13 protein-coding genes are annotated in these 17,209 nt (G+C 38.2%); 2 read left to right on the forward strand and 11 right to left on the reverse strand.

Annotated features, from left to right (window positions below):
• Positions 1-254: 254 nt before the first annotated feature.
• From BM098_RS11765 to BM098_RS11775, 3 genes are read right to left on the reverse strand one after another with little or no spacing between them, the layout of a single operon-like run.
• The gene (locus BM098_RS11765; protein WP_089833587.1) at positions 255-1,364 is read right to left on the reverse strand and encodes an ABC transporter permease; all 1,110 of its coding nucleotides are present in this window, start codon (positions 1,362-1,364) and stop codon (positions 255-257) included.
• A 1-nt stretch (position 1,365) separates the two neighbouring features.
• Positions 1,366-2,220 (reverse strand): ABC transporter ATP-binding protein, encoded by an 855-nt coding sequence (locus BM098_RS11770; protein WP_089833589.1) that lies wholly within the window; start codon positions 2,218-2,220, stop codon positions 1,366-1,368.
• Complete coding sequence (locus tag BM098_RS11775) at positions 2,221-2,871, reverse strand: TetR/AcrR family transcriptional regulator (protein ID WP_234987496.1); 651 nt, start codon at positions 2,869-2,871, stop codon at positions 2,221-2,223.
• A 186-nt stretch (positions 2,872-3,057) separates the two neighbouring features.
• Here BM098_RS11775 and BM098_RS13930 point away from each other — a divergent pair, with 186 nt between their 5' ends.
• A complete protein-coding gene (locus tag BM098_RS13930; protein WP_327058548.1) occupies positions 3,058-3,504 on the forward strand; it encodes a TetR/AcrR family transcriptional regulator in 447 nt (148 codons plus the stop codon).
• Positions 3,505-3,872: 368 nt separating this feature from the next.
• Here the strand turns inward: BM098_RS13930 and BM098_RS11785 are convergent, their stop codons facing one another.
• From BM098_RS11785 to BM098_RS11800, 4 genes are all read right to left on the reverse strand, one after another.
• On the reverse strand, positions 3,873-6,002 hold the full coding sequence (locus tag BM098_RS11785) for a heavy metal translocating P-type ATPase (protein ID WP_089833591.1): 2,130 nt from the start codon (positions 6,000-6,002) through the stop codon (positions 3,873-3,875).
• Complete coding sequence (locus BM098_RS11790) at positions 5,989-6,369, reverse strand: ArsR/SmtB family transcription factor (protein WP_089833593.1); 381 nt, start codon at positions 6,367-6,369, stop codon at positions 5,989-5,991. Before BM098_RS11790 ends, BM098_RS11785 begins: the two co-directional genes overlap by 14 nt.
• A 354-nt stretch (positions 6,370-6,723) precedes the next feature.
• On the reverse strand, positions 6,724-9,879 hold the full coding sequence (locus tag BM098_RS11795) for a hypothetical protein (protein WP_089833595.1): 3,156 nt from the start codon (positions 9,877-9,879) through the stop codon (positions 6,724-6,726).
• A gap of 400 nt (positions 9,880-10,279) precedes the next feature.
• Positions 10,280-11,290, reverse strand: a complete 1,011-nt coding sequence (locus BM098_RS11800; RefSeq protein WP_089833597.1) for a LacI family DNA-binding transcriptional regulator — start codon at positions 11,288-11,290, stop codon at positions 10,280-10,282.
• Positions 11,291-11,504: 214 nt separating this feature from the next.
• On the opposite strand from BM098_RS11800, the gene BM098_RS11805 reads away from it, so the two are divergent.
• The gene (locus BM098_RS11805) at positions 11,505-13,151 is read left to right on the forward strand and encodes a GGDEF domain-containing protein (protein WP_089833599.1); all 1,647 of its coding nucleotides are present in this window, start codon (positions 11,505-11,507) and stop codon (positions 13,149-13,151) included.
• Between the two features lie 46 nt (positions 13,152-13,197).
• Here the strand turns inward: BM098_RS11805 and BM098_RS11810 are convergent, their stop codons facing one another.
• From BM098_RS11810 to BM098_RS11825, 4 genes are all read right to left on the reverse strand, one after another.
• A complete protein-coding gene (locus BM098_RS11810) occupies positions 13,198-14,112 on the reverse strand; it encodes a diacylglycerol/lipid kinase family protein (RefSeq protein WP_089833601.1) in 915 nt (304 codons plus the stop codon).
• A 27-nt stretch (positions 14,113-14,139) separates the two neighbouring features.
• On the reverse strand, positions 14,140-14,769 hold the full coding sequence (locus BM098_RS11815) for a YczE/YyaS/YitT family protein (RefSeq protein ID WP_089833603.1): 630 nt from the start codon (positions 14,767-14,769) through the stop codon (positions 14,140-14,142).
• A 139-nt stretch (positions 14,770-14,908) separates the two neighbouring features.
• Positions 14,909-15,460, reverse strand: coding sequence for a glutathione peroxidase (locus BM098_RS11820; RefSeq protein WP_089833610.1), 552 nt, complete (start codon positions 15,458-15,460; stop codon positions 14,909-14,911).
• Positions 15,461-15,543: 83 nt separating this feature from the next.
• Positions 15,544-16,995: a sensor domain-containing diguanylate cyclase gene (locus BM098_RS11825; protein WP_234987497.1), complete on the reverse strand. Its 1,452-nt coding sequence runs from the start codon at positions 16,993-16,995 to the stop codon at positions 15,544-15,546.
• Positions 16,996-17,209: the final 214 nt, after the last annotated feature.

Raw genomic sequence — 17,209 nt, forward strand, 5'->3', positions numbered from 1 at the left:
AACATAAGCGCGCTCTCGTCCTTACCGTAAGAAAATTTGTGCGTCTGGTGTTTGCACTCCTAAGCGAGCATCAACTCTATGTCGCTCGATCGGAGGCGATAGAGTCTTAAGAAAATGGACTTTCTTAAGGATGCATATCCACTAGAGATACCGAACGAATTTTCTTATCCGTATCGGTTTAGTTAAGTGCGCTTAAACTTCTTTAAGTATGGTGTATTTCTTACCATTATCCTCTTGACTTAATACCATAATGCTTAACCTAACAACGTTTTTTTATAGCGGTAGTTGGAAAGCGCGAATAATGCACTACCTACGACTAAGAATATGCCTGAGACAGTCAGTACATATGGCCAGTCATTGTTCCCGAGCAAGATGGACCTAAAACCTTCCATCATTGGGTAACTTGGAATAAAACTGACCCACGCAGGATTCCAGCTCGGAATAAAGAACGCAACGGATGGAACGATCATCAGCATCATGATTACATACAAGCCTCCAAACGCCTGCATGATATTACTATAAAAACTTGCGATCAAAAGACCTAGTGACGACGCGAAAAATGCGGTTGTTACTAGGAGTACCAACATTAGTAAATAGTCCGGTTGTAATTGCATCAAAGGAATAACGACCAGATAGCTGGAAACAAGGGTTGTGACCATAAGAACCCCTATTTTACTCATCAAATACTGCCAGACTGGAGATGGCGTCACTGCATATGCTTTAATGACTCCTTCTTGTCTGTCAAGAAAAATATAGGCCGCGATGATAAACAGTCCCATGAGTGCCCCATTGAATACGAGTACGGTAGGCAAAATGCTTTCTTTATCTGACAATGTTTCCACATTCGTCGACAAGGCTATGACTTCTTGATTGTCGACAATTTCTTGTACATTTTCATTCGGTTCAACATGCAGTATTTCCAAGAGGTTCTTATATTTGTCCGATTCATACCCTTGAAGGTAGTACGTATAATCAAGAGTGCCATCATCATTCATGGCAATAATAGCTGAGATTTCCTGTTCTTCTTCTGCCATATAGCGCGCATCTTCTTGACTATTTAAAATATAAAACTCAGTATCCTCTGTTGTATAAAGAACACCTTCTTTCTCCTGCTCATCGATATCTAGAGTAACGCTTTCTACTTGTCCATCGATTGTTTCCTCTTGTATTGTTTCTAAATAAACCTCGCTCGCTGCACTAGGCATATCCAGATAAAGATACTCGGTTGTTTTGCTGCTGAAATTATCAGGAACGGCGAATAGAAAAATTGCTAAGATCAATAGAGCCATAAATATCTCAATGTAGAAATAAAATCCTCGTGAGGCTATTTTCAACTCTTTCACAAAACTTGAGAAGAGTTTCATTTTAAACAAGCCCCCTTCCCGTCACCTTTATGAATATTTCCTCTAGAGTGGCTTCTTTTGTATGCATGGTTTGAATTTCGTGGTCTCGAATAACTTTTTCCAATGCCTCTTTATCTTCAGGAAGAACCGTAGAATACGTCTCTTTCTTCGTTTCATTGTTTTCAATGTATTCCACTTCGACTAATTTTTCACCATACTGAAGCTTCAAGTTCTCAGGGGAATCGATCAGTTTGATTTCTCCATCAACAATAAATGCCACCCTATCGCAAAGTTCATCTGCAATGAACATATTGTGGGTCGTTAAGAAGATAGTAACGCCTTCGTCATTCTTTTCCTTAATAATATTTTTAATATCTGCGGCAATGGATGGATCCAGTCCTGTCGTCGGTTCATCTAAAAACCAAAGCTCGGGATTATTGATCATCGATCGGGCAAACGTCAGTCGGTGCTTCATCCCTTTGGAAAATTCTCCTGCTTTCTTGTCTTCTTTCCCTTGCAGACCGACAAGTTGCAGTAATTCTTTCGAATCAACCGTGGAGACATCGAACAGTTTGCCATAAAAATCTAAGTTTTCCTTGGCAGTCAATTTACTGTAGATGTTTGATTGTTCAAAACTCATACCAATTTTGTTGAATCGTTTCTTGGACGGATTTTTCACATCGTAATCAGCGATTTTAACTTCTCCATTTTGCAGTTGTAAAAGGCCCGTTAGAATGTTCTGGACAGTCGATTTCCCTGCTCCTGATGGGCCTAAAAATCCGAATATTTCACCCTTTTTCACTTCAAAACTGACATCTTTCACCTGGAATTTTCCATCTTTATTGTACGAATGTGATAAATTTTTAACACTGATCATTTACTTTGCCTCCTTTTTATAGAAACTGTCCTTTAATATATCGATATAGGTATAAACCTCTTTTTCAATGGCTTTATAGTCAAAAGCCATCTTACCGTCTGCGATTTGCCTTCTGAACTCGTCTCCACATTTTTCTATCGTCCAGCGAACGATATCTATTGCTTTTTTTACATCAACATCTTCTTTGAAAAGTGAATAATCTATATTTTGAGAATAGATTTGACTATAGAGTGCCAAAGGAAAATCAGGATGCTTGTGTAAAATTTCTTCTGCTGTCTTGCCCTGGAAAATATTTAGAGAGAAATCTGCAAGATAAGGAAAATCCTGAAAGACCGCAAACTTGATCATGGATATTTCTTTTATACGTTCGAAGATGTCTGACTGATTCCAATTTACCTTGTCGATGATACTTTCAGTCATGATTTTCATAGTGAAGTATTCCAGATACTCATACAACTTTTCTTTCGTTCCAAAGTAATGAAACAAAGCCCCTTTAGATATGCCTGCATCTTTAACGATTGTGTTGGTTGAAGCGCTTTGAAAAGGATGCTTACCAAACTCTTTCATCGCACTATTGATAATGTTTTGTTTCTTTTGTTCGTCAACATTTTTTAATAAATCTTCGATGATGATCACCTCTTTCTTATCCATTGACTCGATTGGTCAATTTAAGCATAAAGCAATTGACTGAAATGGTCAATCACTTTTAAGAAAATATTTTTGGTCTCTAGCTTGGCTTAAAGAATGAATCGGCATATAAGTATATGTAGACCAATCGTTATAATTTATCTTGGGAGGTTCCTATTTTGACTCAAATCAAAGCAAAAGATCGCTTACTTGAAACAGCCGCACACCTTTTTTCAAACTCAAGGCTACCACGCGACCGGTCTCAATCAGATAGTGAAAGAAAGCGGTGTTCCTAAAGATTCTCTTTACTACCATTTCCCAGGCGGTAAAGAAGAGCTTGCCCTGGAATCAATCCGTCTCACTCAAGCATTTGTTTTGGAAAAGATTAAAGACGGACTAAATTCATCCTCTAAGGAAAAACTCCCACCGATATTGTATTCACTTGTTCCAGAGCAGAAACAAGGTCTACATCATTGGGCCGGGTGGGCGTATTTGACGCGTACCCTGTCTTTTGTCAGAACCTATACGTTCTATCAGACAGAACGATTCGACCCAAGTAAGTTGTGCTCCTGGAGCGCACTATTTCCCCAACATGCTTTAATAGATGTTGAGAAAATAGGTTTGCGGCGGTTGGAAAGTAGAAAAACTTATACTTAGTTGAACGAGCATGGGTCGCCTTTAGGGTGTCCTTACGGAATCCCCTTCCTCAAACATTCGTGAGAATGTTAGGTGGGGGTAGTTCAATTGAGAACTATCACCTAAAGGGAACAGATATAACGTTTTAAAATAATAGAAAGAATTGAGACAACGTGACAACTTCAAAACTGTTTCATTGTTCTTATATATTCGTTACTTATTCTCGTGATTTTGTATTTCTATCGTTGCTTGATTTGATCTTAGACATCCCGAGATATACCGTCACACCCTTTTATCATGAGTATCTGAATCATAAAAAGACATCGGAACAATACTTAACTTAAAAAACGACCGACCTTGAGATTACTGTTTCAAGGTCGGTCGTTTTTTTATGGTTTTACTTTCATTAAACGCATACTATTGAGTGAGACGAGTAAAGTTGCACCAATGTCTGATACAATCGCAATCCATAGCGTTAACCAGCCTGGAATGACAAGCAGTAACGCTACGAGCTTGATTAAGAGCGAGAACGTCACATTTGCTTTAATAATCCGTAACGATTTTCTACTTAACTTCACCGCAAAAGGTAGCAAGGTTAAATCATCAGCCATTAACGCCATATCTGCCGTTTCAAGAGCTGTATCTGTTCCTTTAGCTCCCATCGCAATACCAACACTTGCCTTGGCCATTGCCGGTGCATCATTAACACCATCACCGACCATGGCGACGTTCGTATACGTTGTTGTTAAGTCCTCAATGACTGTTAGCTTATCTTCAGGTAACAGTTCCGATTGTACATCATCAATGCCTAATCTATTGCCAATATCTAAAGCCGCCCGGTGATTATCTCCCGTCAACATCACCGTTTTCTTCACACCTAAATTATGGAGCTGACGCAACGTCTCACGAGCATTCTCATGTACTTCATCAGCAATAGCCATGTAGGCTAGGATTTCTGTGTCTTTTGTTACAACAACGACCGTTTTCCCTTTATGTTCTAAAGCTTGGATTTGTTCACCGGTGGTTGGTGACAAATCACCGATTAATCGCTTTGGACTTTCGACGGTATACGTGATACCTTCGCTCTCACCTTTTATCCCGCGACCAGGTAAAGCTGTAATGGCTTTAAGTGGTAATGAGGTGGTCGTGTCGATATGATTCTCGGCTTTTATCGTCAAGGCCTTTGCGAGTGGATGGGTCGTATCCTTTTCTAAGCTATAGACGATACGAAAGACATCTGTTTCACTCACCCCGTTCATCGTTACGATATCCGTTACAAAGGGTTCACCTTTTGTTAACGTGCCCGTTTTATCAAAAGCGATCGCATTAATCCGGCCCAATGTCTCTAGGTGGATTCCACCTTTAATTAAGACCCCGCGTTTAGCCGCGTTACCAATCGCTGACACAATGGAAATCGGCGTTGAAACGACGAGCGCACAAGGACAACCAACAATTAAGATTGCTAACCCTTGATAGAACCAGGTCGAGAATTCTTGGTTAAACATTAGTGGTGGGAGCACCATGACAAGGACACTGATTAGCATAATGATTGGCGTATACACTTTGGCAAACGCATCAATAAAGCGCTCGGCTGGTGCTTTTTCACCTTGTGCCTCTTCGACTAAATGAATGATTTTTTGTAATGTTGTATCTTCAATCCGCTTCGTAACTTCAACAAATAACAATGCATCAGTATTAAGCGTACCGGCATACACATCATCACCAGGTGATTTTTCTTCTGGCATACTTTCACCTGTAATTGCCGCTTGGTTAATGAGCGAAGTCCCTTCAATCACAACACCGTCCATCGCTAGTTTCTCACCAGGCTTCACAACCATCACGTCACCAATTTGTATCTCGCTAACCTCAACGATCTCATCACCAGATGAGCGTCTAATTTGGGCCTGAGTTGGTGCCATATTGACGAGTGAGGCAATCGACTGTCGAGCTTTGTCCATTGAATAGCTTTCGAGTAATTCACTTACTCTAAATAACATGACAACAATACCGACTTCTAACCACTCACCAATCAGGACACCACCTAAGACAGCTACCGTCATTAGTGTACGCATATCAAACGTCAAGCGCGTTAAGTTCTTTAATCCAATTTTAAACAATTGATAACCTAATACAAGACTCGAGATAAGAACAAGCAGGGCTGTCATTGGGTGACTTTGACCACTCATCACACTTGAAACAACGCCTAATACTAAAAAGACTAAACCAAAAAGTTCTGTTTCATACTGTTTGTACCATGGTAATGTTTCTTTTACTTCTGTTGTTGTCTTCGCTTTCTTCATACCATCTGCCGATAGTTTTAACCCTTCAAACGCACCAGCTTTTTCAAGAGCCTCGATCGAAACGTCACCACTGACTGTAATTTTTGAGGCACCAAAATTAACTTTGGCACCAGTGACACTCGGTAACTCTTTCACATTGTTTTCAAAAGTCTTCGCACAATTCGCACATGAGAAACCTTCCACTCGGTATGTCTGTGTCTGTTGTTCAATTGATTCCACGTTGCTTCACCTCTTTCTGGTGAACTAAGCCAATTGTGATCAACGTCTTAACATGATCGTCATCTAATTGATAATACACTTGTTTTCCTTCTTTATAACTTTTCGCAAGACCTAACTTTTTTAAATGTCGTAAGTGGTGCGAAGCTGTCGCTGTAGAAGCACCGATAATATGCGCGACATCACAGACACACAATTTATCTTCTTGGGTTAAAGCATAAGCAATCTTTAACCTCGTCTCATCACATAAAGCTTTAAACATCTCACTCACAGCTAAGATATTTTCACTTTCAACCATTTCCTTCACTCGATAGACTTTATCTTCATTAAAAACGGCCACATCACATGTTTCTTGTATATGTTCTGACATTTTATCACCCTTTCATTCAAACGGATATTTGATTAACTTCATTCTAATCTCCATTTGAATGATTGTCAACCTGACAAAAGTTATGAAGCTGAATTCTCTTATCAGATTAAAGAGTTAAATCATTACTCTTAAAACTGTAATAACTTTTCTTTTATATTTTTCATACCTACAACAGGCGTATGTCAGTGACATACGCCTGTTGTTCTATTCCTATTAAAGAAAGGGGGATAAATTAATTTCTTACGCGTCGATCTTTAAAATGGGTGTCGTACCGACTCCATTAATTAGATATTAAGATAACACTTTCTTTTTGTGTTATAAGAAAAGAGACCTCTCGATCTCTTTTCCTTACCACTAAGCTAACTCACAGCGAATTTTACTCACTTCACCTTGACGTACGCGGTAAGCAACGTCACCTTTAACGACCGAACCATTGATTGTTTCGGTTGAGCCATCGGAAAAGGTCATAACGTAACGCTTAGGCTTAACAGCCGCTTCACCAAACGTATCTTGACGCGTTGGATTCACATAAGTAACTTCAGTCTGTCCTAAGAACGTTGCCGTTAGTTCACCATTTTCTTTAAACATCCAACCTGCTAGCTGCGGGTTAAGTTTAAGGATAAGTGTGTCATCTGCTACTTTAAACGGCTTTCCACCTGTCATCATCACAAACCACATATTCATAAATTCAATCGTTGAGCCACTCAGTCTCGCCACAAACCCACGGCCATGAAGGCTCGGGTCTGGGTTAGCTGAACTAGCAATAAATGAACTGTTCTCAAGTGTTGAGCGTCCATACATTGCTGGGTCTAGGAATGGAATTAACGCTTGTTTCATATCAGTAAAGAATTCTTCTGTAAGACCAGACTTTAAAGTCGCAAGTAAATACTTGTATTCCATATGAAGGAACACAGATTCATTCTCTAACCAACCCGGCGTGAAGGCACTTGCCCGACCAAGTTCATCTGGTTCATCTTTAATTGACATCGATGTTTTATACATGCCTAATTTGTCATCATAAATTGCTGACTGCTTCACTTCATTATATAAAGCTTTTGCGTCAGCTTGATTATCTTTTAGCTTGAGCGCTTTGACTAAGCCTTCTAAGAAAGGTGTCACCGCTTTTGCCTCAAATTGAAGTTCACTCACATTGATTTTACCCGCTTCGGTGTAGCTAACTTTACCTTCTTTTGCTTCAAAATAGAAGTAAGTTGGAATCAGTTCAGCATCAAATGCTTCTACGGCTGTAATCGCTTGTTTAATCCGATGATTGAGTGTTTCAATATTTTCACGCAAGCTTGTAGTTGTATACGTCACTTCCTCACCTGAGAGTCCACTGTAAATCCGCTCACGATAGTTCTCACGATGCGTTGCGACTTCATGCCAATACGCTTGTTCTGTTAATTCACCGTTATTAAATGCTTGGATCGACTGGAGCACCTGTCTTAAGAGATCCCCCACTTCTACCGGTACCAAAATATCTTTTGCTTCTTCAATTGACAGCATTAAATCAAATAGGCGTTTTACTTCATATAACTCTGAGGTCGAAGCACCAATCATTCCTGGTAGGCCATTTAGTGAGTCATTCCAGCCAGGCTTATCGGCTTCCATTTCAATTCCAAGCCCAAACGGTGCAAGGGTTGCCGTCTTCACAAGTCCTAGCGTTAATAACTTACTGTATAACGTTGTCTGATAAGTATGGCTTGGGTCTTGCTTCGTTTTAACCCAATCGGCTTCTGGCTTATCTTTATTCACGTAAAGAGCGTGGTACTGTCTCAATTGTCCATTCGCTAGGACATATTTATCTTCACGTTTTTTTACTTCCGCTGGACTATTGAAAAAGATATAGTCTTTGGTGAAGTATAACTCATCTGTTTTATCTGGATAAATCGCCAAATAACTTTCAATCAAATCTAAGTTATATGTCCAGTGATCAACCCAGAATCCTTCATGAAAGGCTGCTTCGAAATTCTCCTTCGATTCACTTAAGACATGCGCTAAGAACAGGTCAAAATCCGTTTTTAACGCCATACGTTCATCCTCAATAAAGTGTTTTAATTCACCCGGTGTGTAACTTGAATCAAAATACGTCTTTAATACCTTTTCATCTTCTTCATCAACATAATGACTAAGATCAAATACTTGCGTATCTAGTTTAAATCTAACCCCTTTAACACCGAGAGGGTTATAACCATCTAATTGTATCAAGTTCATAAACATTTTTAAGTTATAATCTTTTACACGTGGTTCAAAGAACACATCGCATCGCCTGTTTTGATTAATATCTCGGTAGTTACCGTTCCCTTGAGAATAATATGTCGGACTTAACGAGAAGAAGTTATAATCTCTCTCTAAGTCACCATGTTTACGTGAGTAAAGGTAATACATCGTTTCTTTCCCGTTATGGGTGAACACATGCGGGAACCCACCACGTAAGCCATTATCTAAATAGCTCTGACGACTATACGCATCAAATAACGGTTCATTTGTTGAACTCGTAATTGGCGCCGTAATATCATCGGTAATTGTTAGGGCTTCTGCCTTTTTCTTTTGAAGCATAGTGAAGTTTAGTTTTTCTTTAACGTACTGATTAACATGATTTAAATCTGTCGCATAACCAACAACAGTTGACCACTGAATACTTCCTTTAGCGGTTAATGTCGCCTCAACAGGCGTAAAACCACCAGAGACACGGTTCGTTGTCTGCGCTGTTTGTTGTGTAAGTATGTGAAGTGGTGTTGTATTAAACGGTACTGTTGTTTGTAAGGTTGTATCGGTACCAAATATGAGGTTTTTATCAATAATTGGTTTTGCGATTGTTTCCAAACCAGCTTGATAAACGGTACTGTAATAGAAGTTCCCTTGGGTAATACTCTTCACTTCAGCAGAGTCTTCTGTGCTGCCACGCAAGAAATAAAATGGCATATTATTTTCTAAGTTTTTAACATCAAACCAACTCTTTAGTGTATTACCTAATTCTTTATACGCTGCATTTTCAACACCGCTCGGAAAGATACTCGGTAAACCATCTAAGATTTCAAATTGACGTGTGTCTTCTGTAAGGTTAGTAAAAGTGACATCACGTACTAAACCCGCCACCGGTGTATTCGGTAAGGCGAAGTAGTTAATGGTTAAATCAAACTGATAGACTGGGTGATGATAATAAAGACTCAACATATTTTCAGCAATTTCCATCCGCGTCTGTCCATCAGTATCATGTGCAGCGAATGGTTCAATGACGATGGTATCATCATCGTTTATGATTTTGACAAACGTTCTAAACCCTTGGGTTTGCACCAGTTGATAAGATTTATCCGCCGGTAAAAATTCCATAATCGCATGATCTTTATCTTGGACGCCAAAACTCGCAATCCCTTGACCACGATTCACGTAGAAGGCCCAAATTGGAAGACCACTTTCCCCTGCCACACCCGGTAAAAAACTTGAGAATGTTGGCTGCTTAGAATAATTTTCTATATTAAAATGATGTTGTTGATCGAGTTGATACAATTAAATCCCTCACTTTCTTTATACTATTATGCATTTACAAGCATGACTTTTATTTTTGCTTCTGTTTTTTGTTTAATTCTCTCAAAGCGCAAGAGATGAATCGACATGATTAATTAAAGAGTTTAACGATCAAACATTTCAATCAAGTAAGCCAAATCATTCTTGAATTAGAATTCCTAGCTCATTTAACTTCTCTGATTTGATGGACTTCTTCATTTATATCATTGACTTTTGTTTCGATACAGATCAAATATTACGCAATCCGGACCATCAAAACTAAGGATAAAGCCGTCGTATTGACATACACGAGTGAGTATTTCCATCCAATACTTCTATTTTCTCATAGCATATCCCCAACACCTAAAGCGCTTTCTATTTGTGTTAAAAAATATGTAGCGAGTTATAATTCGCTACATGAATCTCGTTTAATTAATGAAACAGGCACAACTTCTTTAGTGTATGCAGTCTTTTCTCCGTTAATACTACCCATCAAAATCCTTGCCGCATCCGCACCAATTTTATCTACATCTTGTTTAACTGTCGTTAATCTTGGTGTAACATAATCGGACCATTCAACATTGTCATAACCAATAATCGATATATCTTCTGGCACGCGGAGTCCAGCCTCTTGAATAGCTTTCATAGCACCAAATGCCATTGTATCTGAACTAGCAAAAACAGCAGTTGGCCGGTCGTTTAACACAAGCAATTGTTGCATTGCTTCCTTTCCACCTTCAATTGAGAAGAAACCGCCATTGACGATATACGATGGTGGAATTTGAATACCCAATTGCTTCGTTGCTTTTAAGAAGCCTTTCATTCGTTCAATACCTGAGAATGTATTTTGATGTCCGGCAATATGAGCAATTTTCGTATGACCTAATTCCAAAAAATATTTCAAAGCCATTTCTATCCCTCGATAATTATCACTGTAAATAACATTTGTATCCGTACTATCTAAATCGATAATCACCGACGGTAAATCAGATTGAATCACTTTTTCAAGTTCATCATCATCATTTTCTGAACTAAAGACAACAACACCATCAACACCGCGGTATTTGAAATGATCTAAGTAACTTTTCTTTTCATCACCAATTTTATTAGCAATAAACAGTAAATCATAACCTTCCAATTCAACCACTTGTTTAAAGGCTTGAATAATAGCATTAAAAAATGAGTGCTTTAAACCAATGCCTAGCGACTCCATATAAATCACACCTAATGTGTATGATTTCTTAGTTGTTAGTGTCCTCGCATAAGAACTTGGGAAATACCCCATCTCATCGACTGTTTTTAGAATTTTCTCCCTTGTCTTTTTGCCTACATCAGGATAATTGTTTAACACTTTCGAAACAGTCGTTATCGAAAAGCCTGTTGCTTTTGCAATGTCATAAATCGTGACAGCCATAGTTTACACCTCCCTCGCGAAACGAAAGCGTTTTCGTCTCTATTATAATAACGAATAACCGTGAAAGTCAAGCGCTATTTAAGCCTATCGAAAATATTTCGTTTTTCATACGAAATACCTCTTTTTACTAATTTGCATTAGAACAGCATACATCCAGGTCGAAATATGATAAAATAACACTAAAGTCCCACGACGAAAAGAGGTGTTTGAACGTATGCAAAATTATCAAAGAAACAGAACGATAGTACTTAGTTTATGTTTCTTGTTTTTATTACTGTTTATCACTTTTAGTTATATTCACCGTTCAGACACACTACAATTGTTGCCCGAACGGTTCACGACGTTAAATGAAGACTGGGACGTTTACTTCGGGGATATGTATGTTCAAACTGTGGATTTACCTACAGATATAGACGTTGGTAAAAATACGACTTATTTTGCGGTAACACAATTACCCAATACGCCTAACAGTTATGATCACCTCTTAATCCGTTCATCATTGCAAGATTTAACCGTCTATTTAGACGGTGAGATTATTCATCAGAAAATCAATGAACAAGACGGTGACTTTAGAGCACCTCTAACGAGTTCATGGGAACTCGTGTATTTACCGCATAACTATCAAGGAAAACAACTGACACTGGAAATAAGCTCTGAAACAAGTGCCTTTGCGGGAACGATTAACCCGATATATATTGGCTCAGCTGATGCAATGTTATTCGATATAATTAAACATCAAAGTTTAAACTTCATTGTTGGACTAGTTTTGTTTATCCTAGCGATTGTATGTCTTTTTACCGCCTTATCGCAGCGTAAATTTGTTGATAACCGGCTACTCTACCTTGGTTTATTTAGTATGACAACGAGCTTATGGATCTTTGGCGAGTCAAAACTGTTACAGTTTATCACTGGCAACCCCTTTATTATTGGTGGACTTAGTTACTTAATGGTACCATTAATGGTTAGTTTTATCGCCCTTTATATTAAAGAAGTTATTACGAAACGTTTTATCATGTTGTTTCGTATTGTTTCATTGAGCTTTGGCTTGATCACTTTTTTGATGTTATACCTGCAACAATACAACATACTCAATTTCATCGAGTTAACGGCCATATTGTTAACGATCATTTTAATCTCAGCTATTATCCAAGTCGGCGCCCTCATATACGAGTATTTTAAGGATAAAAACACTGAAATTAAAAAAGTCGCGCATTACTTCGCTATATTAATTATTGCTTTCTTACTTGAAATAACTTTATTTTATACAAAAACTTTTCAAGCGATTTCAAGCATGTTGCTCATTGGGTTCCTTATCTTTTTTATTCTATTATTTATTGATACGTATAAATACCTTAAACGTAGCGCAGAACAAGCACAAAAAACGAAGCTCCTTGAAATCCTTGCTTATCAGGACTTATTGACCGGCGGTTTAAATCGAACAGCTTACGAACGGGATTTAAAGATACAACTTGAAACAGCAAAACATTTCCGGTTAGTCCTGATTGATTTAAATTATCTGAAATATATCAATGATAATTATGGCCATACCCTCGGAGATCATGCGATTGCTTCCGTTTATAAATTACTCTTAGACGCTTTTGACGGTGAACATTGTTACCGTATTGGTGGGGATGAATTTGCTGTTTTAAGTAACCAATCAGATGAGCGTACTTATCAGCACCAACTGACTGATTTACGCAAACGATTAAATGAACTATCAGATACCCTTCCTTATACGTTGGATGTTGCGGTAGGAAGTGCTGTCTACGCGAAAGAAGAGCGGCAAAGCTATACCCAGTTTTATCATCATGTCGACCAACTTATGTATAAAGATAAAGTCGAACGAAAAAAACGAAGCTAAGAATGCATTAGCTTCGTTTGTTAGTTTTTAACTGTTGATTAATCCCCTACTTCCGTCGCATTGGTTCAGCAAGTCGTAAGTGATGAGGTGAAACAGTATATTCCACCGGAAAATGTCCATTCATATAGCAAGCTTCGCCGTCACTATGACAAACGATCCGATCTTTTAGCTGAACGGAAACAGTATACGCCTGTTCTTGACTAACATACGGTAAATCAAGATGTTTCCCAAGGTAAACGAGCCAGAATACCTTCAAGAACGTTTTCACATCTAAACTATGTACAACGGTCACGTCAAGCAACTGATCATTTGCTTTAGCATGCGTTGCAATTCGCATACCTCCACCAATGTAAGGTTGATTGCTGACTGTCACAAACCACACCCGCTCATATAAAGTAGCTTCCCCGTTTATTGATACGGTGATAGAGAATGGTTTAAATGTTTTTAACGCTTTTATCACAAAATACGGATATACAAATTGACCTAAGTGGTGTTTGTTTAAAAACTTTTTCATGCGCGAGCGATTCGCATATTCACAAACTAAAGCATCAAAACCGATGCCACTGTTATTTATGAACAACCGACTGAAGTTCCCGTGCTTCACTTTAAGCACATCGACTTGTGCTTGTATTGGATGCTTGATAAAGCGCTCGACTTCTTTTGGGTGCTCAAATGTTTTAAAGTAACGACCATAATCATTACCAGAGCCATTCTTTATTACACCAAGCGTGATAGGATGTGTACCGATACCATTTAATACTTCATGAATCGTCCCATCACCACCAACAACAATAATCAAGGTGATTTTTTCTTCTTTCACAAGATGTTTGACGATTTTTGTCGCATGCCCGCTATAATTTGTGATATAGGTACGATAGGGAATCGTCAACTTATGTTTAAACCGATCTAATATCTTTCTACCTTTACCTGATACAGGATTGACAATAAAGGCTAATGTCATGTTGTCACCTCATTTAACACTTAAGTTTCATTTTTCAAGTGTTTCTGGCTTTAATATCGGCTCAAACCAGTATTTATTAAAGACAGAGACGAGTGGTCCTAATGAAACAGCCACGACAAGCGTCCCAATACCAACAACAGCGCCAAAAAAATAACCAATAATAACCGCGGTCGCATCAACAATTAAACGGGCAATGCCAAAAGGTATCCGGTTATTCGTCATTTCTTGCATCATAAGCGGCAGAGCGTCATATGGTGAAACACCTAAGTTTGCAGCGACATATAATGATAGACCTGTTGACGAGATGAATACACCAACAAAGAGTAAAAGAAAACGTATCCCTAATCCGATTTCACCGATATCCATCGTCTGGAATAAATAAACGATTAAGTCAGCTGTATACCCCAACAGAAACATATTTATAAATGTTCCAAATCCAATTAGTTCTCGGCTATTAACAAAGAGAAAGATAAATAACAGAAGGTTAAACAGGACTGAATAAAAACCAAAAGATAAACCGAGTGTAGAACTGACACCTAAATTCATTGTCGCAAATGGATCGGTGCCAAGCTCAGCGATTCTTAGTACACCAATCGCTATCCCTAATAAAAGATTACCAAATAACATCCCTATGATACGTTTTTGACTGAGTGACATTGCTTTGCCTCATTTCTTTTTTAATATCGTTAGTTATCTTACTACTATACCATATTTTAACTCACAGATACTAGCTACTCTGATTAATTGGCGCACCTAAAAAGACACGCACAGCACTTTCGCTACACGTGTCTTCTACTTAAGCTAATACCGCTTGAATATCTTTTTCAAAATCCATTGGCTCCACTGTCGGCTCATAACGCTTCAAAATAACTCCCTCACGGTTAACCAAAAACTTCGTAAAGTTCCACTTTAAATCGTTTCCAATCATCCATTCGGGATATTTGTCAGAAACAATTTTTTTAATGAGTTTCCCATTCATTGTTGTTTCATCAAATCCTTCAAATGGTTGAGCTTCCTTTAAATATTGAAATAGCGGGTGGGCTTTTGTTCCATTCACATCAATCTTACTGAAAACAGGGAATTCCACTCCGTAGTTCATTTGACAAAATTCAGCCGCTTCTTCATTTGTTCCAGGTTCTTGTGCGTTAAATTGGTTACACGGAAAACCTAATATGGTAAGACCTTGGTCTTTATATTCACTGTATAGCTTCTGCAGATCTTCAAATTGTGGTGTAAAGCCACATTTACTGGCAGTATTTACGACGAGTAAAACGTCCCCTTTATATTGGTCTAAAGATACAGGTTCTCCTTCTACCGTTAGTGCTTCAAAATCATAGATTGTTGTCATCATACTCTCTCCCCTATCATAAATAGTATAATAGTCATTATACATTAGTTATACAAAGAGGATATCTAATATGCTCAGCCAATTTAACAACTTACAGTTAATTTACATTTACCGTGCTGTTTAGATTCGTACATTGCTGAATCTGCACGTTTAACCGCGGTTTGATAGCCACGATCTTTGGGTAAAAAGGTTGTTAATCCTATCGAGAGGGATAACGTGATTGTACCCATTTCTAATTCGATTGGATGCGTTTCAAAGAAATAAAGCATTTGATCTAATCGCATAATTGACTCATCTTTTGATAACCGGTCCATCATCACAACAAATTCGTCGCCACCCCATCGAATGAGTTGACCATCATCTGCTAGTATTTTTTGTACAGTTGTGACGACATGCTGTAAGACTTGATCTCCTGCTTCATGACCGTATTGGTCATTAATCAGTTTAAAATCATCAATATCAAACATCGCTATATACGCTTGTTTCTTTTTGACATGATACGTATCAAACTGATGGGCTAAAACCCTTTCTCCATACCGTCTACTTTCTGCCCCCGTTAACGGATCCGTACTTGCTTCCTTTAATAGTTGTTTTGTTGATTTACGTAAGTTGTGTTCCATTATAACGTAAATCAATACAAAACCAAGGACAAGTGCTGATATTAAATAAAGCAAAACATTAAGCACCATACGCGTCAATAATTTTTCACTCTCTTCACGAACTTGACTCACATAACCATCTAAATCATCTAAATGAACCCCCATTGCGACAATCCAATCATAAGGTTCATAGAGTTTAGCATAGGTAATCTTCTTTGAGACATTATCTGATTGTAGTTTCTTGAAGTAATAGCTGAAAAATAATTCACTATTTCGATTAATACCATTCAATTCGGTTAAATACGGGGTACCGCCCACCACATCTGTCATTGTTGTTGATAGATAATCACCTTCTGTTTCGATCAAATTAGGATGAATACGGCGAATGGCATAATCCTTCCCGCCTTCATAATTCACTACTTCGTTCACCCAAATATAGGCGTCATTTTCATATGTTTGATGATGAATTATTTCTTTAATATCTGACTGGATAATCGCATCAATATACTGATAGCTCACACCAAAAACACCCGTTAATGTTCCCTTCTCAATCACGACTTTGGTTGCTAGAGTAGCTTCAATCTCAGCACGGGACATCATTTTTTCGTTAGCTTCTGTTGAAAAAACAAACGTATCTGTCTCATGATCAAATAAGTAAGCGGTCCATAACTGATCATCGCTCATTTGAAACTCTCGTTCATACAGGTCAACAAACGCAGCTTCTGACATATCTTCAGCTAATATCAACAGGCGTTCTAAGCGTTTGTCTGTATTTAGTTGATATACTTCTTGTTTTGACGCACGCAAACGATCGATTTGAGTAATGGTGTTATTAACCGTATCTTTTAAGAAATCCTTCTTTAGTTCTAATGCGACATCTTCAATTTGACTGACATAGACCTTTTCTGTTTCATTATGTGACACAACATGAAACACCAGTACAACAGCACTAATAATAACTGCAACACTTAGTGCTAATAGTCAGTAATTATTCTTCAACAGTCAGCCTCCTTTACTTTAAGCAGCTTATATAACTTGTTACACCATTAACCTAGTGTGTATTTGGCAATAGGGAATTGCGTTAAACGGCAATTAATTTTGTATGCCACTTGCCATCACTATCTACTCATGAATTAATGACTCTTTATAA

The organism is Halolactibacillus halophilus (genome assembly GCF_900115605.1).
Lineage (GTDB): Bacteria > Bacillota > Bacilli > Bacillales > Amphibacillaceae > Halolactibacillus > Halolactibacillus halophilus.

Bases quoted from the DNA above. Each gene is read 5' to 3' on its own strand.
- BM098_RS11805 (WP_089833599.1), top strand. From the start codon at position 11,505: ATGCAAAATTATCAAAGAAACAGAACGATAGTACTTAGTTTATGTTTC.
- BM098_RS11810 (WP_089833601.1), bottom strand. From the start codon at position 14,112: ATGACATTAGCCTTTATTGTCAATCCTGTATCAGGTAAAGGTAGAAAG.
- BM098_RS11820 (WP_089833610.1), bottom strand. From the start codon at position 15,460: ATGACAACAATCTATGATTTTGAAGCACTAACGGTAGAAGGAGAACCT.
- BM098_RS11800 (WP_089833597.1), bottom strand. From the start codon at position 11,290: ATGGCTGTCACGATTTATGACATTGCAAAAGCAACAGGCTTTTCGATA.
- BM098_RS11765 (WP_089833587.1), bottom strand. From the start codon at position 1,364: ATGAAACTCTTCTCAAGTTTTGTGAAAGAGTTGAAAATAGCCTCACGA.
- BM098_RS11815 (WP_089833603.1), bottom strand. From the start codon at position 14,769: ATGTCACTCAGTCAAAAACGTATCATAGGGATGTTATTTGGTAATCTT.
- BM098_RS11770 (WP_089833589.1), bottom strand. From the start codon at position 2,220: ATGATCAGTGTTAAAAATTTATCACATTCGTACAATAAAGATGGAAAA.
- BM098_RS11775 (WP_234987496.1), bottom strand. From the start codon at position 2,871: ATGGATAAGAAAGAGGTGATCATCATCGAAGATTTATTAAAAAATGTT.
- BM098_RS11790 (WP_089833593.1), bottom strand. From the start codon at position 6,369: ATGTCAGAACATATACAAGAAACATGTGATGTGGCCGTTTTTAATGAA.